Origin of the sequence: Streptomyces sp. NBC_01255, assembly GCF_036226445.1 — a bacterium.
Classification (GTDB): Bacteria; Actinomycetota; Actinomycetes; order Streptomycetales; family Streptomycetaceae; genus Streptomyces.
In genome coordinates, this window is sequence record NZ_CP108474.1 from 3,195,276 (window position 1) to 3,221,781 (window position 26,506).

Here is a 26,506-nt window from a genome sequence, read left to right on the forward strand (position 1 = left end):
GATGGCCACGGCCGTGACGCCGGTGCCGGCGGTCGACCCGGACGCGAGGAACCGGACCCGCGAGGACGTACGGGACCGGGCCCGCGACGACGTACGGGACTGGGCCCGCAGGGCCGGGGCGCTGTCCCCGGTCCTCGCCGTGATCGCGCTGCTGCTCGTCCCGGGCGGCGGCGGGGCGCAGGGCGGCACCGGCGGCACGGGCACGATCGCGGACGCGGCCTCCGGGCTCCTCGTCCTGATCTGTTTCGTGCGGGTGCTGCGCGGTGGCACCCGGCCGCTGACCCGGGCGGCGGCCGTCGTCCTCGGCCTGCCCGTCCTCGGGATCTGTCTGGCCGCGATCACCTCGAACGACCCGGCGGCGAGCCTGCCGGGCGTCGCCCGCTACGTACAGATCTTCGTCCTCGTCCCGGCGGCCGTGCTCCTGATGATCCGCGACCGGCGGGACTTCGCCGTGGTCGCCTGGGGTCTCGTCGGGCTCGCGCTGCTCCAGGGCGCGGTGGGCGTGCTCCAGTACCTGACCGGTACGGGCGCCTCGTACATGGGCGAGGACATCCGGGCCGTCGGCACCTTCGGGCCGACCGATGTGATGGGCATGGCGACGGTCGTGTCGTACGGGCTCGTCATTGTCACCGGGATCGCGCTCGGCAGCGGTCCCGGCCGGACCCGGACGGCGGCGCTGGTCTGCGCGGGGCTGCTGTTCCTGCCGCTGGTGCTGTCGTTCAGCCGGGGCGCGTGGATCGCGACCGTGCTCGCCTGCGGGATCCAGCTGCTGCTCGCCGGGCCGCGCCGGGCGCTGCGGGTGGCGCTCGCGGCGGGGGCGCTCGGCGTCGTCCTCGTCGGCGGTCTCGGGATCGGTTCGGAGATGGTGAAGGAGCGGGTCGCCAGCATCACGCAGGTGGCGGCGGCGCCGGACCAGTCGGTGACGGACCGGTACACGATGTGGGCGGCGGCCGGACGGATGTGGAGCACGGAGCCGGTCACGGGCGTCGGCCTCAAGGGCTTCCCCGCGTACCGCGACTCGAACGCCTCGCTCGCGCTGTCGTCCGGAAGCGACACGGCGGGCGCGGGCGCCGTCTTCCAGCGGCAGCCGCTGCTGTCCCCGCACAACATGTACCTGCTGGTGCTCAGCGAGCAGGGCCTTCTGGGGCTGTTCGCGCTGGCGGGCAGCTGGGTGGCGCTGCTCGTCGGCGCGCTGCGCCGACGGCGTCTCGGCGCGGACTGCGCACTGGTCGCGGCGGGCCTGCTGTCGTGGCAGCTCATCGACTTCTTCTACGCGGACATCGGCGGCCCGTCGACGGTCCTGATGTCGGTCGTGTTCGGCCTGGCGGTCTGGTGGTCGCTGGCGGAGGTGCGGCGTGCGTGACCCGTGGGCCGGGGAGCCGGAGCCCACGGACACCCCGTGGCCCGGCGCCCCGCGCTCCGCTCCCCGGCCGCCCTGCGGCACCCCGCTGACCGACCCCTGGCCGACCGCGCCTCCGGGGCCCACGGACTCTCCGTGGGCCCCGGAGGCGCCGGTGCTGCCGGGGGCGGGCGCGGGGGTGGGGACGGAAACGGCCGTACGGGGGGCGGAGACCGCCGTACGGGCGGACGGGGTGCGGGCGGACGGGGTGCGGGCAGCCGGCGTGCGGGCGCCGCGCGGGCGCCGGGCGCATGCCCGGGCGCGCGTACGGGCCGGGGCCGACCGCGTGCAGGGGCGGGGCTTCCTCGCGAAGGCCGCCGCCGTGACCGCCGGGCTCACCGCCCTCGGGGCCCTGCTCGGGCTCGTACGCGACCAGATCCTCGCCGGGTACTTCGGCGCGGGCGCGGAGACCGACGCGTTCCTGGTGGCGTGGACGGTCCCCGAGTTCGCCTCGACGCTGCTCATCGAGGACGCGCTCGCGCTGATCCTCGTGCCCGCCTTCTCCCGGGCGCTCGCCCGCCGCTCCGGCAGCCTGTTCGGGGATCCGGTGCGCGCCCTCGTGCGCGGCACGCTCCCGCGGCTCACCGTCGCCGTCTCGGTCGCCGCCGCCGTACTCGTCCTGGCGGCGCCGCTGATCGTCTCCACCCTCGCGCCCGGCCTGCCCGACCCTCAGCTCGCCGTCGACTGCACGCGGCTGACCGCGACCTGCGTGCTGTCCTTCGCCCTGGTCGGGTACTGCTCGGCCGCGCTCCGCGCGCACGGCTGCTTCCTGTCGCCGGCCTCGATCTACGTGGCGTACAACGTCGGCATCATCGGCACGATCCTGGTGCTGCGCGAGCCGTGGGGGGTGCGGTCCGCCGCCGCCGGGGTCGCGGTCGGCGGGGTCCTCATGGTCCTCGTGCAGGCCCCCTCGCTCCTCCGTGAGCTGCGGGCCCGCCCGGTGCCGAAGGAGGAGCCGACGGCGCTCGCGCCCGAGAGCGGGCGCGGCGGGCAGGAGGGGCGCATCCTGGTCCTCGGTCTCATCGCGCCGGTCGTCGCCTTCTCGCTCTGCCGCCAGTCGCAGACGCTGATCGAACGGTTCCTCGCCTCGCCGCTGCCCGCCGGGGCCATCTCGCATCTGAACTACGCGCAGAAGGTCGCGCAGATGCCGATGATCCTCTCCCTGATGCTGTGCACGGTCAGCTTCCCCGTGGTCGCCCGTGCCCTCGCGGCGGGCGAGACCGAGGCGGCCCGCCGCCGGGTCGAGCGGGATCTGCTGCTGGCCGCCGTCGTCGTGCTCGTCGGCGCCTCGACGGTGATCGCCGCCGCCCCCAGCATCGTCGAACTCCTCTTCGAACGGGGAGAGTTCGACCGTACGGACACCGTCGCCACCGCCGCCGTCATGCGCGTCTACGCCCTCGGCCTCCTCGGCCAGACCATGGTCGGCGCCCTCGTCCGCTGCTATTTCTCCGCCGCCCGCCCCCTCTGGTACCCGGCCGCCGCCATGGCCGCCGGGCTCGCCACGACCACCGTCGCCGGGATCCCCGGCGCCCACTACTGGGGCGCCGTCGGCATCGCCGCCGCGAACGCCCTCGGCATCACCTGCTCCGCCGTCCTGCTGCTGCGCGGCGCCCACCGCCAGACCGTGCCCGTCCAGGTCGACCGGCTCGGCGAGGGGCTCCTCCGGCTCGCCACCGCCGGCGCGTGGGCCACCGGCGCCGGCTGGCTCTGCTCGGTCGGGATCGGCTCCCCCGCCCTCGCCCTCACCGTCGCCGCCCTGGTCGTCATCGGCGTCTTCCTGCTCTTCATCGCCTGCGCCGCCAAGGCGCCGGAGATTCCGCCCCTGCCCCGCTCCGCCTCCCGGAGGACCGACCATGCCCGCCCCCACCGCGCTGCGCCGACTGCTGCCGAAGCCGCCCCTGTGGGTGAAACCGCCCCTGTGGGTGGCGATGTACCACTCGATCACGGACCCCGGTGACGACCCGTACCACGTCACCGTCTCCCCGGTCCGCTTCGCCCGGCAACTGCACTGGCTCGGCGACCGGGGACTGCGCGGGGTCTCGGTGCGGGAGCTCCTCGCCGCCACCGCCGCCGGGCGCGCCAAGGGGCTCGTCGGCCTCACCTTCGACGACGGCTACGCCGACTTCCTCGACTCGGCACTGCCGCTGCTGCGCCGGCACGGCTTCACCGCCACCGTGTACGTCCTGCCGGGCCGGCTCGGCGGCGAGAACGCCTGGGACACCGAAGGACCGCGCAAACGGCTCCTCGACGAGGACGGCATCCTGCGGATCGCGGAGGCCGGCATGGAGATCGGCTCCCACGGCCTCACCCACGTCGCCCTCACCGAGGCCGACGACACGGCACTCGCGGACGAGACCCGGCGCAGCCGGGAGCTCCTGGAGGAGATGACCGGCGAGACCGTGGACGGCTTCTGCTATCCGTACGGGAAGGTCGACCCGCGCGTGATCCACGCCGTACGGAAGGCCGGCTACCGCCACGCCTGCGCGATCGACCCCGGCCCGCACACCAGCGCGTACGCCCTGCCCCGCGTCCACATCGGCGAGGACGACACGTCCTGGCGGCTCACCGCCAAGCGCGTGCTGCACCCGCTGCGCCGCCGCCACCCCGTCGACGTGTTCCCCTCGCAGGCCCAGGCCGGACCCGCCGTGGTCGGTGCGCCATGAGGGTCCTGCACGTCATCACCGGGCTCGGCATCGGCGGCGCCGAGCAGCAGCTGCGGCTCCTGCTGCGCCACCTCCCGGTCCAGCACGGGGTCGTCACCCTCACCAACCCCGGCGCCGTCGCCGCGGGCATCGAGTCCGACGGCACGCCCGTCACCCACCTGGGCATGGCCGGCAACCGCGACCTCGGCGCGCTCCCCCGCCTCGCGCGGATCGTCCGCCAGGGCCGCTACGACCTCGTCCACACCCATCTCTACCGGGCGTGCGTGTACGGCAGGCTCGCGGCCCGGCTCGGCGGGGTCCGCCGGGTCATCGCCACCGAGCACTCGCTCGGCGAGGCCCAGATCGAGGGCCGCCCGCTCTCCGCGGGCACCCGCGCCCTGTACCTGGCGTCCGAGCGGCTCGGCACGTCCACGGTCGCCGTCTCGCCCAGCGTGGCCCGCCGCCTCGCCGACTGGGGGGTGCCCCCGGACCGTATCCGGGTGGTGCCCAACGGCATCGAGACCGGCCGCTTCGCCTTCGACGACCGCGCCCGCCGCCTCACCCGGGGCGTCCTCGGCATCCCCGAGGACGCCCATGTCGTCGGCGGGGTGGGGCGGCTCACGCCCGGGAAGCGGTTCGACCGGCTCGTCCGGGCCGTGGCCTCGGTGCCGGAGGCCCGGCTGCTCCTCGTCGGCGAGGGCGAGCACCGCGCGGAGCTGCTGCGGATCGCCCGGGAGTGCGGGGCCGCCGACCGGGTACTGCTCGTCGGGGCCTGCGAGGACCCGCCGTCCGTCGCCTCGCTCGGCCCCTCGCTGCCCGAACTGCTCTCCGCCATGGACGTCTTCGTGTCCACGTCCCCCGACGAGACCTTCGGGCTCGCGGTCGTCGAGGCGCTCGCCGCGGGCCTTCCCGTGCTGTACGTGGCCTGCCCCGCGATCGACGACCTGCCGCCGGACGCGGCTCCGGGCGCGCGCCGGATCGGCGAGTCCGTGCCCGAGCTGGTCTCCGCGCTGCGCGGCATCCGGGACGCCCGGCTCACCCGCCTCCCCCAGCCCGCGGCCGCCCGCCGCTACGACATCACGCACAGCGCAGGGCAGTTGATGTCCCTCTACGACCAGGCCGTCCACGGCACCCCGTCCCCCGCGAAGTGAGAGAGCCCGCACGATGAACACCACCCCAACCCGCACCTTCCCGCCCGCCGGCCTCCGTCGCCCGGGCCGCTGGGCCGTGCTCCCCGCCGCCGTCCTCGCCGGAGCGGTCCTCGGCGGCGGATACGGAGCGCTCAAGACCCCGCAGTACGCGGCGATCAGCTACGTCATCGTCGTCCCGGCCGAGAAGTCCGACCCGGCGGCGGCGCTCGGCTTCGCCCAGGCCTACGGGCGGGTCGCCACCGACATCGCGGTGACCGGCGACGCCCAGGTGTGGGCGGGCGTCACCGCCGACACGCTGCGCAAGAGCGTGCAGGCCGCGACCTCGCCGGACGCGCCGATGATCTCGATCACCGCCCGGGCCGAGAAGCCCGCGAAGGCCGTGTCCATGGCCGACGGGGTGGCCCGCGCTCTCGTCCTCAACAGCACGCACGTCGCGGGCAGCACGGGCGTCAAGGTCGTCCAGTTCTCGCGCGCCACCAAGCCGGTCGCGCCGGTGTCCCCGTCCGCGCCGCTCTCCGCGCTCGTCGGCGGCTGTGCCGGCGGGCTCCTCGGCGGCCTGGTCCTGCTCGTCCGCCCGAAGCGCGGCGCCGCGCGCGGCGAGGCCCGGCACTCCCGGCAGCCCGCCACCGCCCCGGGCACGCCCGCCGCGGCCTCCACCACGTCCGCCGCCGTGCCCGCCCCCGCGGTCGCCTCGCACCAGCCGGAACCGGAGGCGGTGTGACCCCGAGAACCCTGCGGACCGAGGTCTGCCGTGACGAGGAGCGCTTCGGGCGGCTGGCGGCCGAGTGGACGGCGCTGTACGGGCGCTGCTCCTCCGCCACCCCCTTCCAGTCCCACTCCTGGCTGCACTCCTGGTGGCTCTCGTACGGTCGGCCCGGTGCGCTGCGGGTGGTGCTCGTACGACGGGAGAGCGGCGAACTCGTCGCCGCCGCGCCCCTGATGCGGGCGCGCGGGCCGCTGCCCGTCCTCACCCAGCTCGGCGGCACCATCACCGACTTCACGGACGTGCTGCTCGACGACGACTGCCCCGAGGCGGCGCCCGCCCTGGCCCGGGCGCTCGCCCGGGCGGCCCGCGGCGCGGTCATCGACCTGCGGGAGGTACGCCCCGGCGCGGCCACCGAGCGGATCTCCGCCCACTGGCGCGGACCGCGCCGCCGGCTCCCGGACTCGCTGTGCCTGGAGCTGCCCGCCGTCCCCATGGAGGGGCTGCTCGAACGGATCCCCTCCGGGAAGGCCCAGCGGGTCCGCGCCAAGCTCCGCAAGCTCGACGCCCTCGGCATCGACTCGCACGTCGTCACCGGCGACGAGGTCCCGGCCGCCCTCGACCGGCTCCTGAAGCTCCATCAGCTCCAGTGGCAGGGGCGCGGAGTGACCGCCGAGCACACGAGCCGGCGCTTCGCCCAGCACCTCACGCGGGCCGTGCGGCCCATGGTGGAGCGCGGGGACGCGATGGTCACCGAGTTCCGGCTCGCCGGAGACGTGGTGGCCGCCGACCTGACCCTGATGTCCCCCCGACTCGCCGGCGGCTACCTCTACGGTGCCGACCCCGAACTGCGGGCCCGCAAGGTCGACGTGGCGACGATGCTGCTCCGCCACGGGGCCCGCGAGACGAGCACCGGCGGGCGGGCCACGCTGAGCATGCTGCGCGGCACCGAGGCGTACAAGCAGCACTGGCGCCCCGAGGCCGTCCGCAACCAGCGGCTGATGCTCGCCGGACGGCGTACGGCCCCGCTCCTGTGGCTGCGCGCGGGCGCCGCCGACGGTCGCCGCTGGGCGGCCCGCCAGGCCCGGGAGCGGGCCTGGGTGGGGCGGGCACTGGCCCGATTGCCCGGACGGACGCCGAACGGCGGCGGATGAGTTTCCTCCACCGCCGCCGTTCGGATCCGTCGGGTCCGGTCAGAAGGGCCAGACACCCTTCAGCGCGTCCTTCCAGTCGAGGTCGACCTCGTCCTTCCAGGAGTCCTTCGGGACGCAGACGGGCCCGCCGATCCAACTCTCGACCCACGAACCGAGGTTCACGGTCCAGCAGTCGGGCTTGGGCTCAGGCTTCGGTTCCGGCTTGGGCTCAGGCTTCGGCTCAGGCTTCGGCTCAGGCTTCGGTTCCGGCTTGGGCTCAGGCTTCGGTTCCGGCTTGGGCTCAGGCTTCGGTTCCGGCTTCGGTTCCGGCTTCGGTTCCGGCTTCGGTTCCGGCTTGGGCTCAGGCTTGGGCTCCGGCTTCGGCACCGGGACCGTCGGGTCTGTCGGCTCGACAGGGTCGGTCGGGTCGGTCGGGTCGACCGGATCCACAGGATCGACGGGATCGACCGGATCCACGGGGTCGACGGGGTCGACGGGGTCGACGGGGTCAACCGGATCCACCGGATCCACCGGATCAATCGGGTCCACCGGGTCCACCGGGTCGACCGGGTCCACCGGGTCCACCGGGTCCACCGGATCCACCGGAATCTCCGGGATTTCCGGGATTTCCGGGATTTCCGGTTCCAGCCCGTACAACATCTGCCGGAACACCAGCGACGACTTCGGATTGTCGTCGCACTGCCAGACGCCGTGCGGACAGTAATCCGTGATCGTGTGATACAGCGGCTTGTGCTGTTTCATCCACTCCAGCATGCGCCGCATGTACACGGGATTGTCGCCGTTACGGAAGAGCCCCCATTCGGGGTAGGAGATCTGCTTTCCGTGCTCCGCGGCGAAATCGACCTGCTTCTGGAGCCCGTACGGCTCGCTCACGTGTTCGTCGAAGCTCATTCCCGGCGGCTGGTCGTACGAGTCCATGCCGATGATGTCGACGACGTCGTCACCCGGGTAGCACTCGGTCCACGGGACGGCGTCGCGGCCGCGGCTCGGGTTGAAGTCGAAGCGGAACTCCTGCCCGGGGACGGAGCGCATCGCGGTGACGATGCGGGTCCAGTACTTCTTCCAGGCCGTGGGGTCCGGCGCGCACCGGTGGGTGTACGTCGTGCCGTTCATCTCCCAGCCGAGGACGATGACGGTGTCGGTCGCCCGGAGCTCGACGAGCCGCTCGGCGAGGGTCGTGAAGTGGTGGTCGTAGTACCCGGCCGCGCCCAGCTGGAGCTGTCGGCGGACCTCGTAGTCGGAGACGCCGGCCTCGTTCCGCTCCAGCATGGGGACGTTGAGGACGAACAGTCGGTCGTCCTGCTCGTTGCGCCAGTCCGCCCAGGCGTCGAGGAAGCCGGGCGGGCCCTCGATGTTCGACCAGAGGTCGCCCGGCAGGTAGGTGTGCCCGACGCGGAGTTCGCGGCCGCCGAGCCACCGTTCGAGCTGCCCGATGCGGGCGACCCCGAGCGCGCCCGAGTCGAGGAAGGCTCCCATGGCGCTGGAGAGAGTCGGTCCGGGGTCCTTCGTCGTTACGGAGTCGGTGGCGTGGGCGGGGGACGACAGGACGACCGATCCCGAGGCGAGGAGACCGGCGGTGAACACCCCCAGCCACGCTCTCGATGTTCTCCGCTGTGCAGCTGCCATGGCCGCTCCTTCACGTCGCTCGCTTTTTGATGATCCGTCAATCCGATACTCCGAAAGTATTCCTAATGAGCCGACCGTGAACTCGGCTTCCCTCTGATCAGTAGTCCATTAGAGGATTTCATCGCCCAGTTGGGGCACCCGAGATGAAGGGCATGCCGTGCCGCGCCGTCAGAGTTTCGACACCCGCGTACCCACCGTCCTTGTGCGACTCGACCCGAACCCCTTTCATCACGGCACTCTCGGCGCCGCGCGATCACTGGGACGAGCGGGAATCCCGGTCCATGCCGTCATCGAATCGAGCACCAGTCCCGTCGCCCGGTCCCGCTATCTCCGCTCGGCCCGCCCGGGCCCGGCCACACCGTCCTCCGCCGGGCTTGCGGAACTGCTGGTGCGAATCTCCGACGAGATCAGCCACGACATCGACGGCCGGGTACCCGACGGTGCCTCACATCCCGTGCTGGCCCTCCCCCTGGACGATGTCAGCGCCCTCGCGCTGGCCCGGCGGCGCGCCGAGCTGTCCCCGCGCTTCCTGCTGCCCGAGCAGACCGAGGAGCAGCTCCTGCGGGTCGCGGACAAGGCCGCGCTCGCCAGGACCTGCGCGGCGCTCGGTCTGCCCCATCCGCGGACCGAACTCCCCACCGGCGCCGACGAGGCCGCCGCCATGGCCTGGTCGCTCGGCCTCCCGGTGGTCGCCAAGTGGAGCAGGCCCTGGTCGCTGCCGGCCGGCCGCGGGCTGCGCAGCACCTCGATCGTGCGGTCCCTCGCGGAGGTACGGGAGTTGTACGGCCGCACTCCCGAGGCCGGCAGCCGGCTGCTGCTCCAGGAACTCCTACCGGCGGGCCGGGACCTGGACTGGTTCTTCCACGGGTACGTGGACTCCGCCGGCCGCTGCGCGACGGGGGCCACCGGACGCAAGGAGCGCTCCTGGCCCGACGGCGCCGGGCTCACCGCCGTGGGCCGCTGGGCGGCGAACCCGGCCGTGGACCGGACGGCCCGCGAGCTGCTCGACGCGCTCGGCTACCGGGGCGTGTGCGACCTGGACTTCCGGCTCGACCGGTCCACGGGCGCGTACCACCTGCTCGACTTCAACCCCCGGCCCGGCGCGCAGTTCCGGCTCTTCGCCGACCCCGAGGGGCTGGACGTCGTCCGGGCGGCGCACCTGGACCTGACCGGCCGTCCGGTGCCGCCGCACACCCCGGTATACGGCCGCCGGTTCGTCGTCGAGAACTACGCGGCGCTCTCGCTCGTCACCTCCCCGAGCCGCCGGTACGCGGCCGCGCCCGGCGCCGCGCGGCAGCCGCGTACCGAGCGTGCCTGGTGGGCGGCCGACGACCCGGCGCCCGCGCTCGCGATGGGCGTCGCCTGGCTAGCGCACCTCCTGCGCAAGGCCTTCGGCGCGGTCGTCCGGCGGCTCGGGGCCGGCCGGACCGGGCATCCGGCCGTCATCCCGGCGCCGTCGGCCCGCACCACCCCCGACCAGCTCACCCCACGATGAGAACGATGAAGGCGGAAGGCACGATGTCGAAGTCGATGTACGACCTGGTGGTCGTCGGGGCCGGACCCTACGGTCTGTCCGTGGCCGCGCACGCGGCGGCCCACGGGCTGAAGCTGCGGACCTTCGGCCGCTCGATGGCGTCCTGGCACGCCATGCCGCCGGGCATGTTCCTGAAGTCGGAACCCTGGGCCTCGCACCTCTCCGACCCGGAGGGGGCGTACGGACTCGACGCGTACGCCGTGACGCGGGGCGTCCGCGCCGAGCACGGCGTGCCGCTGCCGGTCGACTTCTTCGCCTCGTACGGTGACTGGTTCGCCCGTCAGGCCGTGCCCGCCCTCGACGAGCGCCTGATCGCCTCGGTCGCGCCCACGGCCGGGGGCTTCGCGCTGCGGACGGAGGACGGTGAGCCGCTCCGTACGCGGACGGTGGCCCTCGCCATCGGGGTGCTGCCCTTCCTGGAGGTCCCCGGGCCGCTGCGGGGGCTCCCCCGGCGGTACGTCACCCACTCCAGCCACCACGGCACGCTCGACCGCTTCGCCGGGCGGGACGTGACCGTCGTCGGCGCCGGTCAGGCCGCCCTGGAGACGGCCGCGCTCCTCACCGAGCAGGGCGCGGCCACCGTCCGGATCGTCGCCCGCGCGGACCGGCTGAACTGGAACACCCTGCCCCCGGCCCTCGACCGCGGCCCGTGGCGCACGGCGCGCGCCCCGCACACGGGCCTCGGCTGCGGCTGGCGCAACAAGCTCTACGCGGACACGCCGGGGCTCTTCCGGCGGCTTCCGGCGGCCACCCGGGAGCGGATCTTCGACTCGGCGCTCGGCCCGGCGGGCGCGTGGTGGCTGCGCGAGCGGTTCGCGGCGGTCGGGGACGTACGGCTCGGGCAGCGGATCACCTCGGCGACCGTGACCGGGGACGAGCGGCTCCGGCTCGACATCGCCGGGTCCGGCGGGTCGACGGTCCTGGAGACCGATCACGTCGTCGCGGCGACCGGCTTCACGCCGTCCCTGGAGCGGGCGGGGATGCTCGACCCGGCGCTGCGCGGGGCGCTGCGGACGGTCGGCGCGGTCGGCGCCCCGGAGGTCGGCGGCCTCTTCGAGTCCTCGTGGCCGGGGCTCTTCCTCGCCGGGCTGCTCACGGCCCCGTCGTACGGGCCGTCGATGCGGTTCGTGCTCGGCGCCGAGTACACGGCGGGCCGGCTGGTGAAGGGGGTCCGGCAACGGCTGCGGTCCGGAACCCGGCGCGGCACGGTGGCCCGACCCCGTACGGACGAGAAGGCCGCCGTCGGGGCATAGCCGAGGGCCGGCCCCGGAGAGCGGGTGCTCTCCGGGGCCGGCCCCTGTGCCTGCGGACCGCTGGGGACTCAGAAGTTGCCGCAGAAGTTGCCGACGGCGGGGTTGAGCACGCCGATGACGTTGACGCTGTTGCCGCAGACGTTGATCGGGATGTGGATCGGGGCCTGGACGACGTTGCCCGACAGGACGCCCGGCGAACCGATGGCCACGCCGTGCGCGTCCGCGTCCGCGAAGGCTGGCGACGCCACACCCATGGCCATGACGATTCCGGCGATGACGGCCGCGGCCTTCTTACAGTTCATTGCGTCTGGATCCTTTCCTCGGCGGAATACCTTTCCGCTGCACACCACACAACGAACACGCCTCACAAAGGAAACCTCGACATCGGCGACGTCACCTCTTTCACTCCATTGCCCCCACGAAACAGGGCCGGAGGGAACGAGAAACGTTCCCTCCGGCCCTGTTTCGTGCGCGGTGCGGATCAGCCGTTGTAGGCGCCGTTCCCGGAGAGGACCGGGATGTCCTCCAGGATGTGCGACAGCGGCTCGTCACCCTTGGCCTGGGTGGAGTTGTCCGCGCACTGCTGGTTCTGCGGGGACGACAGGACGTTGATGTCCTGGGCGGTGATCGGGATGGCGCCGATGAGCGAACCGAGGTTGCCCTTGACCGGGACGCCGAGGCACAGCTTGTTCAGCGAGCCCTGGACCGCCGCGAACTGCGGGCTCATGTCACCGGCGGTCTTGGAGTTGCCGTACGACTGGTGGGCGCCGTTGCCGCTGAGGGAGGTCGTGCCGCCGTCGTTGGCGATGGCGAGCGCCGGAGAGGCCGCCGCAGCGGAAGCGCCGACAACAGAGGCCGTCACAGCCGCAGCCGCCATAATCTTCTTGATCACGGTGATTCCGTTCCTGTTCCCACCAATCGACCTGATTGATGCGACGGGATCAACTGCGGCCGGGGGCATTGGTTCCGGCCCTTCACTCGTTCGACTGGGACTCCGTTTCGCGCTGTCGCGTGCGCTCCGCCAAGGGGGTGACACAGCGGAACCCGGGCGTCCGGAGGCCAGTTGATCAGGGCGCTCCCTGCACGGAGCCGGTTCTAGAAGGGAACTCCCGTGATCAAGAAGGTTATGGCCACTGCGGCCGCAGCCGCCTCCATCGTCGGCGTCTCCGCCGCGATGGCGACCCCGGCGCTCGCCATCGCCAACGACGGCGGCACCACCTCGCTGAGCGGCAACGGTGCCCACCAGGAGTACGGCAACTCCGCCACGTACGGCAACATGAGCCCGCAGTTCGCGCTCGTCCAGGGCTCCCTGAACAAGCCCTGCGTCGGCCTGCCGGCCAAGCTCAACGCCGGTTCGCTGATCGGTCTCGTCCCGATCACCGTCCAGGACATCAACGTCCTGTCCTCCCCGCAGAACCAGCAGTGCACCGAGAACTCCACCCAGGCCAAGGGTGACGAGGCTCTGTCGCACATCCTGGACGACATCCCGGTCCTGTCGGGCAACGGCGTCGGCAACAACTGACGTCCGGCTCACGCGTAAGGGGCCGCCCTCTCCGGGCGGCCCCTTACGCGTGCGTACTACGGCTACGAGCGCGGCCAGACGGGGGTGGCCATCAGCCGCTCCCACTCCCGGTCCGGCATTCCCGGTACCGTGCGCCCCGCCTGCACCCACTGTGTCACCAGTGCGGAATAGACCGGGAATGGCGTGCGGTCGACGGTCGGTGGGTCACTCACATATCGGCTCTTCGGAATGAAGGCCATCCGTTCCCATTTCCCGGGACCCGGCGCCATCTTCGCTCCCTCCACTGCGATTCACGCATCATTGCAAGGATTACACAGGCGCCGCAGGAGAGTGATTCGCTCTGCCCATGTCGCGTCGCGTACCTCTGTGCGAGGTGGGTCGAATTAGCGTGCGGGCATGAATTTCGCGCGCCCGAAGCGGCCCCGGAGTCTGCTGCTCGCCCCCGCGGCTCTCACCGCGCTCATCGCCCTCGTTCCCGGCGCGCTCGCCGCCGCCCCGACCGAACTCCCGTCCCCGGAACAGGGGCTGAACCTCCTGGTCGTCGGCCTCGACACCCGCAGGGGCGTCACCGAGGAGGAGAAGGAACGTTTCCGTCTGGGCGGGAAGGAGTGCGACTGCACGGACGTGATGATGCTCGTGCACGTGTCGGCGGCGAACGACCGGATCGACGTCGTGAGTCTGCCGCGCGACTCGCTCACCTCCTTCCCCGCCGACCACCGCGACCGGCGGACCGGCAAGCTGCACGCCGCCCACCCCGCGAAGATCAACAGCGCCTGGGCGGAGGGCGGTTCCTCGTTCACCGTGGAGATCGTCGAGTCGATGACCGGGCTGCCCGTCCACCGGTACCTGGAGATCGACTTCCGGCGCTTCATGGACACCGTGGACCGCGTCGACGGCGGGGTGCCCATCTGTACGGCGGAGCCCCTCAAGGACCCCTCCACCGGCATCGACCTCCAGCCCGGGACCAAGCCCGTCGGGGGCGGCGAGGGCCTCCAGTACGTCCGCTCGCGGAAGGCGGACGGGCAGATGGACTTCGGCCGGATCCACAAGCAGCAGAAGTTCGTCGTCAACACCCTGGAACGGCTCCGCGAAGGGATCCTCGACGACCCGGAGCGGCTGACGGACTTCGCCGCGACGCTGCGCGGGACGGCGGCGGCCGAGCGCGGGATCTCGACGGCGGAGCTGCTGACGCTCGCCGCCCGGCTGAGGGACCTGCCCCCGGACCGTACGGAGTTCGCGACCGTGCCCGTACGGGGCTTCAATCCGGACATCGCGGGTGTCGGGTCCACGCTCGCCTGGGACGAGGAAGGCGCGGCGGAGGTCTTCGGGCGGCTGCGCGAGGACCGGCCGCTGCCGGCCGCCGAGGAGGTCGCGCCCAGCGCGATCCCGGTGGGCACGTACGCGCCGGCCGCGGGGTCATCGCTCATCTGCCCGTAGTCCGTCCGGTGGACTTACCGGAACCTCCGTACGTCCGACCAGTTGATCAGCACGGCTCGGCACTCAGCGGGGCCAGTACCCGAAAGGCCTGAACAATGAAGAAGCTCTTGGCTACGGCTGCTGTGGCCGCGTCGGTTCTCGGCGCGACGGCGGCGGGTGCCGGACAGGCGCTCGCGATCGCCGACGACGGTGGCACCACCTCGCTGAGCGGCAACGGTGCCCACCAGGAGTACGGCAACTCCGCCACGTACGGCAACATGAGCCCGCAGTTCGCGCTCGTCCAGGGCTCCCTGAACAAGCCCTGCGTCGGCCTGCCCGCCAAGGTCAACGCCGGTTCGCTGATCGGTCTCGTCCCGATCACCGTCCAGGACATCAACGTCCTGTCCTCCCCGCAGAACCAGCAGTGCACCGAGAACTCCACCCAGGCCAAGGGTGACGAGCCGCTGTCGCACATCCTCAGCGACATCCCGGTGCTGTCCGGCAACGGCGCCGGCAACAGCTGAGCGACGACGCCCGGCACGGCGGCGGCCCCGCCGCCCCTCCTCGGAGGGGTGGCGGGGCCGTCGCCGTCCGGACAGGCCCTAGCGCGCCGGATTCGCCGTCTCGGCGAGCTCCGCCGGGTCGGTGACCGGGGCCTCGCACACGAAGTGACGGCAGACGTACGCGGCGGGCCCGCCGGCCACCAGCGGCCGGTCCTTCAGGAGCGGGAACTCCTCGCTGTCGGGGGCGCCGGTCGCGAGCACCGCGCCGGGGGCGGTGGCCAGGAGCGCGGTACGGCGCAGCTCCTGGAAGGCCTCGTCGGCGGGGGCGCCGACGACGGCGATCTCGCGGGGCCCGTCGAGGAGGGCCTCGGCGACCGCCAGGCCCCAGCCGATGAAGCGGGGCGCGCGGGGGCCGAGGGCCTTGACGACGCCGAGGGCTCCCTCGGCGGCGGTGCGGTGGGCCTCCGAGCCGGTGTGGGCGGCGTACGAGAGGAGCGCTCCGGCGGCGGCGGTCCAGCCCGAGGGTGCGGCGTTGTCCGTGGGGTCCTGCGGGCGGCGGATGAGGGCCTCGGCGTCGTGGGCGGTGTCGTAGAGCGCGCCGCCCTCGCCGGTGAAGCGGTCGAGGACGATGTCCAGGAGGAAGCCGGCGAACTCGAGCCAGGCGCCTTCGCCGGTGACGGCGGCGAGGGCGAGGAAGCCCTCGGCGACGTCGGCGTAGTCCTCCAGGACGCCGTCGTTGGTGCCGGCCCGGCCGTCCTTGGAGGTGCGGGTGAGCCGGGCGGTCTCGTCCATGTGGACCCGGACGAGCAGGTCGGCGGCCTCGGTGGCGCGCTCGACGAGGTCGGGGCGGTCGAAGAGGGCGCCGGTCTCGGCGAGGGCGGCGATCGCTAGGCCGTTCCAGGCGGCGACGACCTTGTCGTCGCGGCCGGGGCGCTCGCGCTCCTCGCGGGCGGCGAGGAGCCGGGCGGCGATGGAGGCGATGCGGTCGGCGTCGGCGACTCCGGCCTCCTGCGGGAGCTGGAGGACGGAGCTGCCGTGCTCGAAGGTGCCGTCCTCGGTGACACCGTAGTGGGCGGCGGCGAGGGCGGCGTCCTCCGCGCCGAGGACGGCGGTCAGCTGCTCCGGGGTCCAGGCGTAGTAGGCGCCCTCGACGTGCTTGCCCGTGCCGTCGTCGCTGTCGGCGTCGAGGGCGGAGGCGAAGCCGCCCTCGGGGGTGCGCAGTTCGCGGACCATGAAGTCGGCGGTCTCCAGGGCGACACGGCGGGCCAGGTCGCTGCCGGTGGCCTTCCACAGGTGCGCGTACACCCGGCAGAGCAGGGCGTTGTCGTACAGCATCTTCTCGAAGTGGGGCACGACCCAGGCGCGGTCGACGGCGTAGCGGGCGAAGCCGCCGCCGAGCTGGTCGTAGATGCCGCCGCGGGCCATGGCCTCGCAGGTGTCGGCGGCCATCTGGAGGGCGCCTTCGGAGCCCGTACGGGCGTGGTGGCGGAGCAGGAACTCCACGGCCATCGACGGCGGGAACTTGGGGGCGCCGCCGAAGCCGCCGCGGGTGGCGTCGTACTCGCGGACGAGGCCGAGAAGGGCCTGCGCGAGCTCCTCCTCGCCGGGGACGCCGTCGCCGCCGTAGGCGAGGGAGCGGCCCGCGAGGTCCTTGACGATCCGGTCGGCGACCTCGCCGACCTCGTCGCGGCGGTCGGCCCAGGCGCCGCGGACACCTTCCAGGACGTCGGGGAAGGAGGGCATGCCGTGGCGGGGCTCCGGCGGGAAGTACGTGCCGAAGTAGAAGGGGGCGGCGTCCGGGGTGAGGAAGACGGTCATCGGCCAGCCGCCCTGGCCGGTGGCGGCCTGGACGGCCTCCATGTAGACGGCGTCGACGTCGGGGCGCTCCTCGCGGTCGACCTTGACGGCGACGAAGTGCTCGTTGACCAGGTCGGCGGTGGCGTCGTCCTCGAAGGACTCGTGCGCCATCACGTGGCACCAGTGGCAGGAGCTGTAGCCGACGCTGAGCAGCACCGGGACGTCGCGGCGGCGGGCCTCCTCGAAGGCCTCGGCCGACCAGGGCCACCAGTCGACCGGATTGTCGGCGTGCTGAAGGAGGTAAGGGGAGGTCTCATGGGCCAGTCGGTTCGCCATGGTGCCCATCCTGCCCTGCCGTCGGGGGCAGAGCGTCGTCACACCCGGCCGAGGCGGGTGATGAGCGGTCCCAGGGACCAGCCCGTTCGGCGCAGGCCCGCCCAGGCGCAGCAGGCGGCGATGGCGAGCGCGGTCAGGGCGGCGCCGGGCGCGGTCGGCAGCCCGTTCATGACGAGGACGCCGGTCAGGACGACGACGAGTCCGTCGAACTGCCACAAGAAGACCCGGACGGCGGAGAGGTCGCCCAGCGGCGTGATGATCGGAAGCAGCAGTTCGACGGGCAGATTCGTCTTCATCTCGCGCAGGAACCTGGCGCCGAGCACGAGCGCCACCGTGCCTGTGACGAGGAGTGCCGTGTCGGCCCCGGCGGCCTGAAGCGGCCATCGCGTCGTGATCGTGACACCGCTCGCCAGGCCGACCGAGACCACCACCGCGACGACCGGCCAGGCCAGGGTGCGGGCGAGCGTCCCGCCCCACCACTCGCCGAGCAGCGGGGCCAGGGTCAGTTCGTCGCGCAGTCCGCGCCAGGTCTCGCCGACCCACCCGGACCCCAGGTACACGCCGACCGCGCCGGCCAGCCAGGCCGGCGTCGCGAGCCTGGCGTCCGGCTCCGCGACGCCGAGCGTCAGCACGGCGGCGCCGGCCGGCAGGAACACCGCGGCGGCGATCGCGCGGCCTCTCGTGCGCAGGGCGCGGACCGCTCCCTGGGCCAGGTGGCCGCGCAGCCGCCCGTCCGGACGCGTCAGGGCGTGTGTGAGCCCGCGCGGCTGCGGGCGGTACAGGTCGAGCGCGTGGTGGAGCGTGCCGGTCCAGGCGAAGGTCTGGGCCTCGGCGGCACGCGCCGATTCGCGGGCGAGCCGGGCGAGATCGACCGTACGGACGGACCGGAAGGCGGACCGGCCGAGCGCCGCCGCCGCGACCGCCAGCACACCGGTGACGAGCCACAGGCCGTCCCCGCCCAGGAAGGCGGACCGGCCGAGCAGCGCCACGGCGGCCGCCACGGCGGCCACGGCGGAGGCGAGCAGGACGTTCTCGCGCACCGTCCGGACCTGGCCCCACAACCACGCCACGGAGACGACGGCGCCGATGCCCGCCGCGACGGCCACGCCCTGCGGCAGGAGGCCGCTTCCCGGGCGGTCGAACAGGTCGGTCGCGAGGAACGTCGCCGTGCACACCGCGAGGAGCGTGCCGAGTCCCGCGTACGCCAGCCGGCGGCGGGCGAACGTGCCGAGGTAGTGCGTCGGGGACAGGTCGGTGGACATGAACACGTGCAGCAGGAACGGTTTGAGCACCAGCGGTCCCCAGAACCGGCCGGTGAGCTGGGCGCCCCAGACCGCCGCCGCCGCGACCAGGCAGGCCACGGGCATCGCCGCCCCGGCGGACCCCAGGGTGAGCAGCGCCCGCGTGGTGCGCACCAGGTAGACGACCGGCGCCACGTAGACGGCGCCGAGGATGACGGTGAGGTAGACGGTGTACGCCCAGTCCTGCACGGTGGCGCGGTCACCGCGGTGGGCGTACCGGTGGCGTACGGCGTGGACGCGGGCCCTGGGGCCGGACTCGACCTCCTCGGTGGTGCCGGCCGTCGTCATCCCAGCTCCACGACGCCGTCGCAGGCTTCCACCATGGCCGCCTCATGGGTGGCGACCAGGAACGACGTGCCCTGCCCTGCGCGCTCGGCGAGCAGGGCGGCGACGAGGGCGACGTGCTCGGTGTCGAGATGCCGCTCGGGTTCGTCGAGGAGGACGACGTCGGCGGGGCGGACCAGGGTCAGCGCGAGGTGGAAGAGCTGTAACTGGCCGGAGGAGAGCTGGGAGGGGAACCGCGCGCCCAGCGCGGTGAGACCCAGTCGCCCGGTGATCTCTTCGGCGCGCCCGACGGTCGTCGTGGTGTTGCCGTACCAGGAGGCGGCGACCAGGGTGACCTGCTCGCGGATCGTCATGTCACGGGCGACGGGCACCGGTTCGACGAGCGAGGCCACGAGCCGCCGGTGCCGGGGCCTGGCCATGTCGACGGTCTCGCCCCGCACGAGGACGGCGCCGTCCGTCAGCCGCCGGCTTCCCAGGAAGGCCCTGAGGAGGGTCGTCTTCCCGGAGCCGTTGCTTCCGGTGAGACACCGGAACTCGCCCGGCGGCACCGCGAACGTCGTCGGCGCCAGCAGGGTGGTCCCGTCCAGGACGACCGTGGCGCCCTCCGCGGCGATCGCGGACACGTCGTCGCTCACCGCGCCGCTCGCTAACCGGTCGGTAGGCATCCCTGAACCTTCTTGTCTGGGCAGGCGTACGGACGCCCCCCGTCCCGTGGACAGGGGGCGTCGTCGCTACTTTCCGGTGGCGCCGGCCTTGGCCGCCGGGGTGTCCGCGGTGGCCGCCGGGTCCGGGGCCTCCTCGAAGGAGACCTTGCCCATGTGGCGGTTCATCGACTTCATCAGCAGCCAGACCGCGACGGCCATGACCGCGAAGACGACGAAGCCGAGGACGCCGGGGGTCACCTTGTTCTTGTCCAGCTCTTCGGCGGCGAAGGGGACAAGCTGGGTCAGTGCCAGGTGTGCGCTCATGTCAGGCATTGTCGCGGATGCCCGCGAAGAGATCTTCCTCGGGGAGGGAGGTCGGGACCAGCGCCTTGCTGAGCTCGTACTCCTCCGTCGGCCAGACCTCCTTCTGGATCTCCATCGGGACCCGGAACCAGCCGCCGTCGGGGTCGATCTGCGTGCGGTGGGCGATCAGGGCCTTGTCGCGGATCTCGAAGAAGTCGGCGCAGGGCACGAAGGTGGTCAGCGTCCGCTCCTTGCGCTCGAACTCGCTCCAGCGCTCCAGCCACTCCCCGTAGGGGGACTCCAGGCCGCGGGCGAGGAGCGCCTCGTGCAGGGCGGTGGTGCGGGGACGGTTGAAGCCCTGGTTGTAGTAGAGCTTCAGGGGCTGCCAGACCGGGCCGAACTCGGCCTCCGGGTACTTCTCGGCGTCGGTCGCGCCGTCGAAGGCCACCATCGTGATCTTGTGGGTCATGATGTGGTCGGGGTGCGGGTAGCCGCCGTTCTCGTCGTAGGTCGTGATGACCTGCGGGCGGAACGAGCGGATCTTGCGGACCAGCTCTCCGGCCGCGGTGTCGACGTCCTCCAGGGCGAAGCAGCCCTCGGGGAGCGGGGGCAGCGGGTCGCCCTCGGGCAGTCCCGAGTCGACGAATCCCAGCCATTCCTGGGAGACGCCGAGGATCTCGCGGGCCTCGTCCATCTCCTTGCGGCGCACCTCGTGGATGTTCGCCTCGACATAGGCGTCACCCTGGAGCTGGGGGTTCAGGACCGAGCCGCGCTCGCCGCCCGTGCACGTCACCACGATGACGTCCACCCCCTCGGACACGTACTTGGCCATCGTGGCCGCACCCTTGCTCGACTCGTCGTCGGGGTGGGCGTGAACGGCCATCAGTCGCAGCTGGTCAGTCAAGACTCGATCCTCAGTGATTCGACGCGGAGGCAGGCTTCTATAGTGACGGAATCGGGGGAACGAAAATTCCGCCACCCCCGGCTTCGAGAGGATCCACCATGAGCGCGGTGCGAGAGCAGCTGCCCGAAGGGCGCTACGGGCGCTCCGCGGACGAGCGGGCCGACCGCAAGCTCAAGGTGGCCGGCGCCGTGCTCGGCGTCCTCTTCCTCGGCATGATGGGCTGGTTCGGCTGGCACTACGTCGTCGACAGCAAGATCAGCGCCGAGATGATCAAGTTCGACGTGGTGAGCCCCACCGAGGTGCAGGTGCACCTGGAGATCCGCAAGGACGAGGGCGTCAGGGGCGTCTGCACGCTGCGGTCACGGGCCGAGGACGGCGCCGAGGTGGCCCGCAAGGACGTGCGGATCGACGACCCCTCCGGCCGGGTCGACAACGTCTTCACGCTCCGTACGACGGCGCTCGCGACGAGTGCCGAGCTCGTGGGGTGTACGGCTCGGTAGCCGTGGGTAGGGACCGGGTGACGAGTCCCGGCGGGTCACGAGCGTGACCTGGGCTGACGCCATCTTGATGATGTATGTCCTCCCGCTTTTCGCCACTCATTGTTAGGCTCGTGGTTTCGCCCGCTCGGGAAGCGCCTGCTTCCCGTGTAGGGCGATGCTTTGTATTCCCAGTACCTACGAGGAGCACCTGTGACCCAGACCAGCGACAACGTCACCTGGCTCACCCAGGAGGCGTACGACAAGCTCAAGGGAGAGCTTGAGTACCTGTCTGGTCCCGCGCGTACCGAAATCGCGACCAAGATCGCGGCGGCGCGCGAAGAGGGAGACCTGCGCGAGAACGGCGGGTACCACGCGGCCAAGGAGGAGCAGGGCAAGCAGGAGCTCCGGGTCCGCCAGCTCACCCAGCTGCTCGAGCACGCCAAGGTCGGCGAGGCCCCGGCGGACGACGGCGTCGTCGAGCCCGGCATGGTCGTCACGATCGCCTTCGACGGCGACGAGGACGACACGATGACCTTCCTGCTCGCCTCCCGCGAGTACGCGAGCGACGACATCGAGACCTACTCGCCGCAGTCGCCGCTCGGCGTCGGTGTCAACGGCAAGAAGGCCGGTGACGACGCCGAGTACGAGCTGCCGAACGGCAAGAAGGCCACGGTGAAGATCCTCAGCGCCACGCCGTACGGCCGCTGAGCCGCCGCCTTCCACGGCTTCGTGTGACGGGCCGGACCCCTCGGGGGTCCGGCCTTTTCCCTTGCATGCACATGCAATGATGCGGCCCTGACGTTGCGTCATCAGAGTTGCGTCATCAGGGGGGATGGGCACAGTGCTGGGACCGCTGCGTGAGGGCACGCCACGGCAGATCGGACCGTACGAGGTGCTGGCCCGGCTCGGCGCCGGCGGCATGGGCGAGGTCTTCCTCGGGCGGGGAGCGGCCGACGGGGTCTTCGTCGCCGTGAAGACGGTGCGGCGGGACGTCGCCGGTGATCCCGCCTTCCGCGACCGGTTCCGGCGCGAGATCCGGGTCGCCGCACTCGTCGCCAGCCCCCACGCCGCGGCGCCCGTCGGCGGCGACGCCGACGCCGAGGTGCCCTGGCTGGCCACCGCGTACGTCCCCGGGCCCAGCCTCTCCCAGGCCGTGCGGCGCGGCGGCGCGCTGCCCGTCGCCACCGTGCGCGCCGTCGGCGCCGGGGTCGCCCGCGCCCTCGCCGACCTGCACGCGGCCGGGGTCCTGCACCGGGACCTCAAGCCCGGCAACGTCATGCTCTCCGTCGACGGGCCCCGCCTCATCGACTTCGGCATCGCCCGCAGCGCCACCGCGACCACCATGACCGCGACGGGGGTGATGGTCGGCACCCCCGCCTTCATGTCCCCCGAGCACGTGGCGGGCGCGCGACGGGTGACCGCCGCCTCCGACGTCTTCTGCCTCGGCTCGCTGCTCTGCTACGCGGCGACCGGCGAGGACCCCTTCGGTGACGGGCCGCTCGCCGCCGTCCTCTACCGGGTCTCACAGGCGGAAGCCAACCTGAGCCGGGTGCCGGAGGAGCTGCGCGGCACCGTCGCCGCCTGTCTGGCCCTGGACCCGGCGGACCGGCCCACGCCGGGGGAGCTCGCGGAGCTGCTCGGCGAGGGCGCGGGGAGTCGTTTCCCCTGGCCGAAGGGCGTACGGGACCACATCGGCGAGTACGGGACGGAGCTGGCCCAGCTCGTGGCCTCCGGCGGTCCGCTTCTGGAGGTCGCGCCCGCGCCCTCGATCGATCCCCGGGGGCCTGTCGTGACCTCGGGGGTGCCGGGGCTGCATTCCGTGCCGACGCAGGGGCCGGTCGCGCGGCCCGACGCCCCTCCGCGTCGGCGGCGGGGGCGGGTGCTCGCCGCCGTCCTGGCGCTCGCGGTCGTGGCCGGGGGGCTCGGCACGTATCTGTTGTGGCCGGAGAGCGAGACGAAGAAGCCCTCGGCGCCGCCGAAAGCCGCCCCGCCCGCCGGGCCGCGTGTCCCGGGCGTCGACGACCGGGGCCTCGCCGACGCCTCGGGCGTCGTCCCGCAGAGCACGGCCCAGCGGCCGGCCGACTGGAAGCCGTGGCAGGCGAAGCTGACCGCGCCGGCGCTCGGCTGCTCGGCCGGGGAGAAGGTGCTGGTCTGCCGGACGACGGACGGGCGGTACGAGGCGCTGGATCCGGCGAGCGGGAAGAAGCTGTGGGACGTGCCCCGCGCCAAGGACACGCCGCCCGAGACCTACATCAGCACCTCCGGTTACCCCTTCGTGGGCGGGGGCGCCACACGTCCCACGGTCCACGACGGGAACGTGGTGCTCGTCGCCGGAGCCTCGCTCCAGGTCCGTGACGCGCGCACGGGGGCGGTGCGCTGGGAGAAGCCGGCCCTGGGTCCACAGAACTTCTGGGACACCCGGCCCGTCGTCGGCGACGGGATCGTCTTCGCGGCGACGAAGCTCGCCGAGGACAGCACCGAAACGCTGGTCGCTCTGACGGCGTTCTCCCTGGCCGACGGACGGCGGCTCTGGTCGCACGGTCTCACCAACGGGGACATCTCCAGCGCCGAACGCAAGGCGTACGAGTCGGTGGCCTACGCCAAGGGCATCGTCTACGCGCTCAGTCAGGGCGGGCTCGTGGCGTACGACGGCAAGAAGGGCACTCAGCTCGGACAGGTGGACCCGGACTCCAAGGCGTGCCGCGAGCTCAAGGTGCTCGGTGCGTCGGCGTACTGCGCCGGCGCCGGGTCCGGCGAGGACACCGACACGGCGCTGCATCTGCTCGACGCCCGCACTCTCGCCTCGAAGGCCTCGCTGCCCGGCGCGCTCGCCTCGACCACTCCCACGTCCGTCGGTCCGCACGCCGTCGTGACCTTCGACAAGGGTCTGCGGATCCTCGACCCTCGCACGGGGAAGACGGTCGCCACGCACGCGGCCGAGGCCGCGCCCGCCGGCCTCGGCCAGAGCTGGTCGTCGCCCCTGATCGCCGGCGATCAGGTCGTGTACGCCGACTACTCCTCGCTCTACACCGTGCGGATCGGCGCCGACGGCAAGCCGGGCGGGCTCAACGTGACACCGGTGCCCGGGGCGCCGGGACCGCGTGCCGAGGAGGAGTTCTACGACCCGAGAATGGGCGAATTGATCTTCAAGAAGATCCGGCAGCCGGAGGTCCTGCCCGTGGGCGGAATCGCGTACGTCGTCTTCGACAAGGGTGTCGTCTCCTCCGTCGAACTCCCCAAGTGACGCTCTGAAAGGACCTGTTCGGTGCTGGAAGCTCTGCCCCCGGGACAGCCCCCGCGACTCACGGGGCCCTACCGACTGCTCGCCCGGATCGGCGCGGGCGGCATGGGCGAGGTACATCTCGCCTGCCGGGCCGACGAGCCGACCGCCGATCCGTACCGGATGGTCGCCGTGAAGACCGTGCGGGAGGACCTGGAGGTCGACGGGGACTTCCGGACCCGGTTCCGGCGGGAGATCGCGGCGGCGCGGACCGTGGACGGGCCGGGGGTGGCGCGGCTCGTGGACGCCGACGCCGAGGCGCCCTCGCCGTGGCTGGCGACGGAGTACGTGCCGGGGCCCTCGCTCGCCGAGGCCGTCGTGCGGTCGGGGGCACTGCCCGTCGCGGCCGTACGGGCCCTGGGCGTCGGGCTCGCGCGGGCTCTGGCGGACGTGCACCGGGTGAAGGTCCTGCACCGGGACCTCAAGCCCGCGAACGTCCTCCTCGGTGCGGCCGGGCCGAAGCTGATCGACTTCGGCATCGCGCATGCCTTCGAGGCGACGGCGCTGACCTCGACCGGGCTCGTGATCGGCTCCCCCGGGTTCATGTCGCCGGAGCACCTGGTGGGGAGCCGGGCGGTGGTGCCCGCGTCGGACGTGTTCTGCCTGGGCGCGGTGCTCGCGTTCGCGGCAAGCGGCCAAGGGCCGTTCCATGACGAGGAGATGGCCGCGGTGATCTATCGGATCACTCGCGCCGACGCCGAACTGTCCGGGGTTCCGGAGGAGTTGCGGACCGTCGTGGAGCGGTGCCTGCGGCTCGATCCCGCCGAGCGGCCCTCGGCCGAGGAGTTGGTGGGCCTGCTCGGTGGCGGGGGCGCTCCGGCGGCCTTCCCTTGGCCCGGTGGGGTGTTGTCGCTGCTCGCCGAGCACGGGGAGGCCGCCCGGCAGGTCGGGGAGGCGGCGGCGTCGGGTGCGGGCGTGGCCGATCTGCCGACGCTCGGGCCGGTCGTGCCGTACTCCCCCACCGCGATGACGGACCGGCCGGTGACGCCGGCCGCCGCACCCACGCGGTCTCGGCGGCGCTGGGGCGCCGCCGTGGCCGGGGCGGTGGCGGTGGCCGTGCTCGCGACGGTGGGTGTGGTACTGCTCAACCGGGCCGATGGGGCGGGGAGTTCGGCCGGCGGGGTCGCGGGGTCGCCGAGCACCGCCCCCGGTACGTCGGGGGCTCCGGCTCCGCGGACGCTGAGCCAGGTCGTCCTGCCGTACGGCGGCGCGGGCCACACCAACGACTTCGGCACGGCGGGCACCGACCGCGCGTACCGCCCGGCCGAGTGGTCGCCATGGATCACCGAGGTGGAGCCGGGCAGCGGCACCTGCGCGCTCTCCCCGAAGGTCCTGCTCTGCCCCGGGCCCGGCGGCGCGGCCACCGGGCTGAGCGCGGCGGACGGCAAGCAGCTGTGGAAGGTACCGGGCCGGGGCGAGGGGCTGCGCAGCGGCGCCCAGTATCCGGCGGTCGTCGGCGACACCGCGTATGTGACGGGGCCGGACGGGGTCGTCGCCTACGGGGTCCTGGACGGCAGGGAGCGGAACCGGATCCCGGGGCCCGGGGGCGATTGGGCCGTGAAGGGGACGGACCTGCTGGACGGGGTCCTCTACTCCACGTACGTCAACGTGCGCGACGAGCGGACGGGGCTCGTGACCGCCGTTCGCCTCGGCGACGGCAAGGAGCTGTGGCGGACGCCGCTCGACGCCCTGCCGGAGCAGCCGGTCGTGGCGGCCGGGCGGGTGTTCGTCCCGCTCGGCGTCGTGCCGGTGGCCCTGGACGCCCGTACGGGCAGGGAGACGGCGCGAGGCACGGAGGCCTGCAGCGTCTTCACCGTCCACGAGAAGAGCGGCAGCGTGCTGTGCTCGGGGCGGCAGGAAGGCACCGTCGGCGTCCTGGACGCCACGACGCTCACGATGCGTCGCACGCTGGGCAGCCAGGTCTCGGCCGGGCCCGCCGTGAACGCGGACGGGCTCGTCGCCGTCGTCGAAACGGACGGTGGCCTCGTCACGTACGACCTGAAGAGCGGCCGCGAGCGGTGGCGGGCGTCGGGGCACTCCGGGGAGCGGGTGTACCTCGCGGGTGACCGGGTCGTGGTCGCGGGCGCGACGAATGTGACCTCCTTTCCGGCCTCCGGTCCCACCGCCGAGGACGACGGGGAGGCCTACGAGCCCAACCTGCCCGACGGCGTCCCCCTGCAGCAGGCGGCCGGAGATGTACTGGCCGCCGGAGGGGCGGTGTTCCTCGCCCTCCCCGACGGCCTCGTCGTCTCCGGGTATCTGCCCTGAGCGGGG

23 protein-coding genes are annotated in these 26,506 nt (G+C 73.0%); 15 read left to right on the forward strand and 8 right to left on the reverse strand.

Translation table 11 applies throughout. From position 1 onward, the window contains the following. Window position 1: 1 nt before the first annotated feature. The 6 genes from OG357_RS13990 (at window position 2) to OG357_RS14015 (ending at window position 7,049) form a co-directional block, all read left to right on the forward strand. Window positions 2-1,363, forward strand: coding sequence for an O-antigen ligase family protein (locus OG357_RS13990; protein ID WP_329621460.1), 1,362 nt, complete (start codon window positions 2-4; stop codon window positions 1,361-1,363). Window positions 1,364-1,514: 151 nt separating this feature from the next. Continuing rightward, window positions 1,515-3,356, forward strand: a complete 1,842-nt coding sequence (locus tag OG357_RS13995; RefSeq protein WP_443066806.1) for a lipid II flippase MurJ — start codon at window positions 1,515-1,517, stop codon at window positions 3,354-3,356. Beyond that, a complete protein-coding gene (locus tag OG357_RS14000) occupies window positions 3,253-4,062 on the forward strand; it encodes a polysaccharide deacetylase family protein (RefSeq protein ID WP_329621461.1) in 810 nt (269 codons plus the stop codon). Before OG357_RS13995 ends, OG357_RS14000 begins: the two co-directional genes overlap by 104 nt. Then, window positions 4,059-5,192: a glycosyltransferase gene (locus tag OG357_RS14005; RefSeq protein ID WP_329621462.1), complete on the forward strand. Its 1,134-nt coding sequence runs from the start codon at window positions 4,059-4,061 to the stop codon at window positions 5,190-5,192. The genes OG357_RS14000 and OG357_RS14005 overlap by 4 nt, the downstream gene beginning before the upstream one ends. A 13-nt stretch (window positions 5,193-5,205) precedes the next feature. Next, window positions 5,206-5,913 (forward strand): lipopolysaccharide biosynthesis protein, encoded by a 708-nt coding sequence (locus OG357_RS14010; protein ID WP_329621463.1) that lies wholly within the window; start codon window positions 5,206-5,208, stop codon window positions 5,911-5,913. Beyond that, entirely contained in the window at window positions 5,910-7,049 is a 1,140-nt protein-coding gene (locus tag OG357_RS14015) for a GNAT family N-acetyltransferase (RefSeq protein WP_329621464.1), read from the forward strand. The genes OG357_RS14010 and OG357_RS14015 overlap by 4 nt, the downstream gene beginning before the upstream one ends. A gap of 39 nt (window positions 7,050-7,088) precedes the next feature. Here OG357_RS14015 and OG357_RS14020 read toward each other — a convergent pair whose 3' ends face one another. Next, window positions 7,089-8,675: a glycoside hydrolase family 26 protein gene (locus tag OG357_RS14020; protein WP_329621465.1), complete on the reverse strand. Its 1,587-nt coding sequence runs from the start codon at window positions 8,673-8,675 to the stop codon at window positions 7,089-7,091. 388 nt (window positions 8,676-9,063) lie between these two features. Here OG357_RS14020 and OG357_RS14025 point away from each other — a divergent pair, with 388 nt between their 5' ends. Continuing rightward, complete coding sequence (locus tag OG357_RS14025; RefSeq protein WP_329621466.1) at window positions 9,064-10,170, forward strand: carboxylate--amine ligase; 1,107 nt, start codon at window positions 9,064-9,066, stop codon at window positions 10,168-10,170. Between the two features lie 35 nt (window positions 10,171-10,205). Then, the gene (locus OG357_RS14030) at window positions 10,206-11,462 is read left to right on the forward strand and encodes an FAD-dependent oxidoreductase (RefSeq protein ID WP_329625589.1); all 1,257 of its coding nucleotides are present in this window, start codon (window positions 10,206-10,208) and stop codon (window positions 11,460-11,462) included. A gap of 68 nt (window positions 11,463-11,530) precedes the next feature. On the opposite strand, the gene OG357_RS14035 is transcribed toward OG357_RS14030, so the two are convergent. Together OG357_RS14035 and OG357_RS14040 are read right to left on the reverse strand one after the other, a co-directional pair. Beyond that, window positions 11,531-11,764: a chaplin gene (locus OG357_RS14035; RefSeq protein ID WP_056643515.1), complete on the reverse strand. Its 234-nt coding sequence runs from the start codon at window positions 11,762-11,764 to the stop codon at window positions 11,531-11,533. Between the two features lie 179 nt (window positions 11,765-11,943). Next, entirely contained in the window at window positions 11,944-12,354 is a 411-nt protein-coding gene (locus OG357_RS14040) for a rodlin (RefSeq protein ID WP_329621467.1), read from the reverse strand. Window positions 12,355-12,573: 219 nt separating this feature from the next. Between OG357_RS14040 and OG357_RS14045 the strand changes: the two genes are divergently transcribed. The 3 genes from OG357_RS14045 (at window position 12,574) to OG357_RS14055 (ending at window position 14,924) form a co-directional block, all read left to right on the forward strand. Continuing rightward, a complete protein-coding gene (locus OG357_RS14045) occupies window positions 12,574-12,984 on the forward strand; it encodes a rodlin (RefSeq protein ID WP_329621468.1) in 411 nt (136 codons plus the stop codon). A gap of 396 nt (window positions 12,985-13,380) precedes the next feature. Continuing rightward, window positions 13,381-14,421: an LCP family protein gene (locus tag OG357_RS14050; protein WP_329621469.1), complete on the forward strand. Its 1,041-nt coding sequence runs from the start codon at window positions 13,381-13,383 to the stop codon at window positions 14,419-14,421. A gap of 95 nt (window positions 14,422-14,516) precedes the next feature. Continuing rightward, the gene (locus OG357_RS14055; RefSeq protein WP_329621470.1) at window positions 14,517-14,924 is read left to right on the forward strand and encodes a rodlin; all 408 of its coding nucleotides are present in this window, start codon (window positions 14,517-14,519) and stop codon (window positions 14,922-14,924) included. A 78-nt stretch (window positions 14,925-15,002) separates the two neighbouring features. On the opposite strand, the gene OG357_RS14060 is transcribed toward OG357_RS14055, so the two are convergent. The 5 genes from OG357_RS14060 to mca all read right to left on the reverse strand — a co-directional run bounded on the left by OG357_RS14060 (window position 15,003) and on the right by mca (window position 20,473). Continuing rightward, window positions 15,003-17,036: a thioredoxin domain-containing protein gene (locus OG357_RS14060; protein ID WP_329621471.1), complete on the reverse strand. Its 2,034-nt coding sequence runs from the start codon at window positions 17,034-17,036 to the stop codon at window positions 15,003-15,005. A 38-nt stretch (window positions 17,037-17,074) separates the two neighbouring features. Continuing rightward, window positions 17,075-18,625 (reverse strand): hypothetical protein, encoded by a 1,551-nt coding sequence (locus tag OG357_RS14065; RefSeq protein ID WP_329621472.1) that lies wholly within the window; start codon window positions 18,623-18,625, stop codon window positions 17,075-17,077. Continuing rightward, a complete protein-coding gene (locus tag OG357_RS14070; RefSeq protein ID WP_329621473.1) occupies window positions 18,622-19,257 on the reverse strand; it encodes an ABC transporter ATP-binding protein in 636 nt (211 codons plus the stop codon). The genes OG357_RS14065 and OG357_RS14070 overlap by 4 nt, the downstream gene beginning before the upstream one ends. Before the next feature lie 96 nt (window positions 19,258-19,353). Then, window positions 19,354-19,590: a hypothetical protein gene (locus OG357_RS14075; protein WP_329621474.1), complete on the reverse strand. Its 237-nt coding sequence runs from the start codon at window positions 19,588-19,590 to the stop codon at window positions 19,354-19,356. A 1-nt stretch (window position 19,591) separates the two neighbouring features. Next, window positions 19,592-20,473 (reverse strand): mycothiol conjugate amidase Mca, encoded by an 882-nt coding sequence (mca, locus tag OG357_RS14080; RefSeq protein ID WP_329621475.1) that lies wholly within the window; start codon window positions 20,471-20,473, stop codon window positions 19,592-19,594. A 98-nt stretch (window positions 20,474-20,571) separates the two neighbouring features. On the opposite strand from mca, the gene OG357_RS14085 reads away from it, so the two are divergent. The 4 genes from OG357_RS14085 (at window position 20,572) to OG357_RS14100 (ending at window position 26,500) form a co-directional block, all read left to right on the forward strand. Further along, a complete protein-coding gene (locus OG357_RS14085; RefSeq protein ID WP_329621476.1) occupies window positions 20,572-20,973 on the forward strand; it encodes a DUF4307 domain-containing protein in 402 nt (133 codons plus the stop codon). Window positions 20,974-21,162: 189 nt separating this feature from the next. Next, on the forward strand, window positions 21,163-21,660 hold the full coding sequence (gene greA / locus OG357_RS14090; RefSeq protein ID WP_329621477.1) for a transcription elongation factor GreA: 498 nt from the start codon (window positions 21,163-21,165) through the stop codon (window positions 21,658-21,660). 124 nt (window positions 21,661-21,784) lie between these two features. Next, entirely contained in the window at window positions 21,785-24,196 is a 2,412-nt protein-coding gene (locus tag OG357_RS14095; RefSeq protein WP_329621478.1) for a serine/threonine-protein kinase, read from the forward strand. 21 nt (window positions 24,197-24,217) lie between these two features. Next, window positions 24,218-26,500 carry a protein kinase domain-containing protein gene (locus tag OG357_RS14100; protein WP_329621479.1) on the forward strand — a complete coding sequence of 761 codons (2,283 nt, stop codon included), beginning with the start codon at window positions 24,218-24,220 and terminating at the stop codon, window positions 26,498-26,500. Window positions 26,501-26,506: the final 6 nt, after the last annotated feature.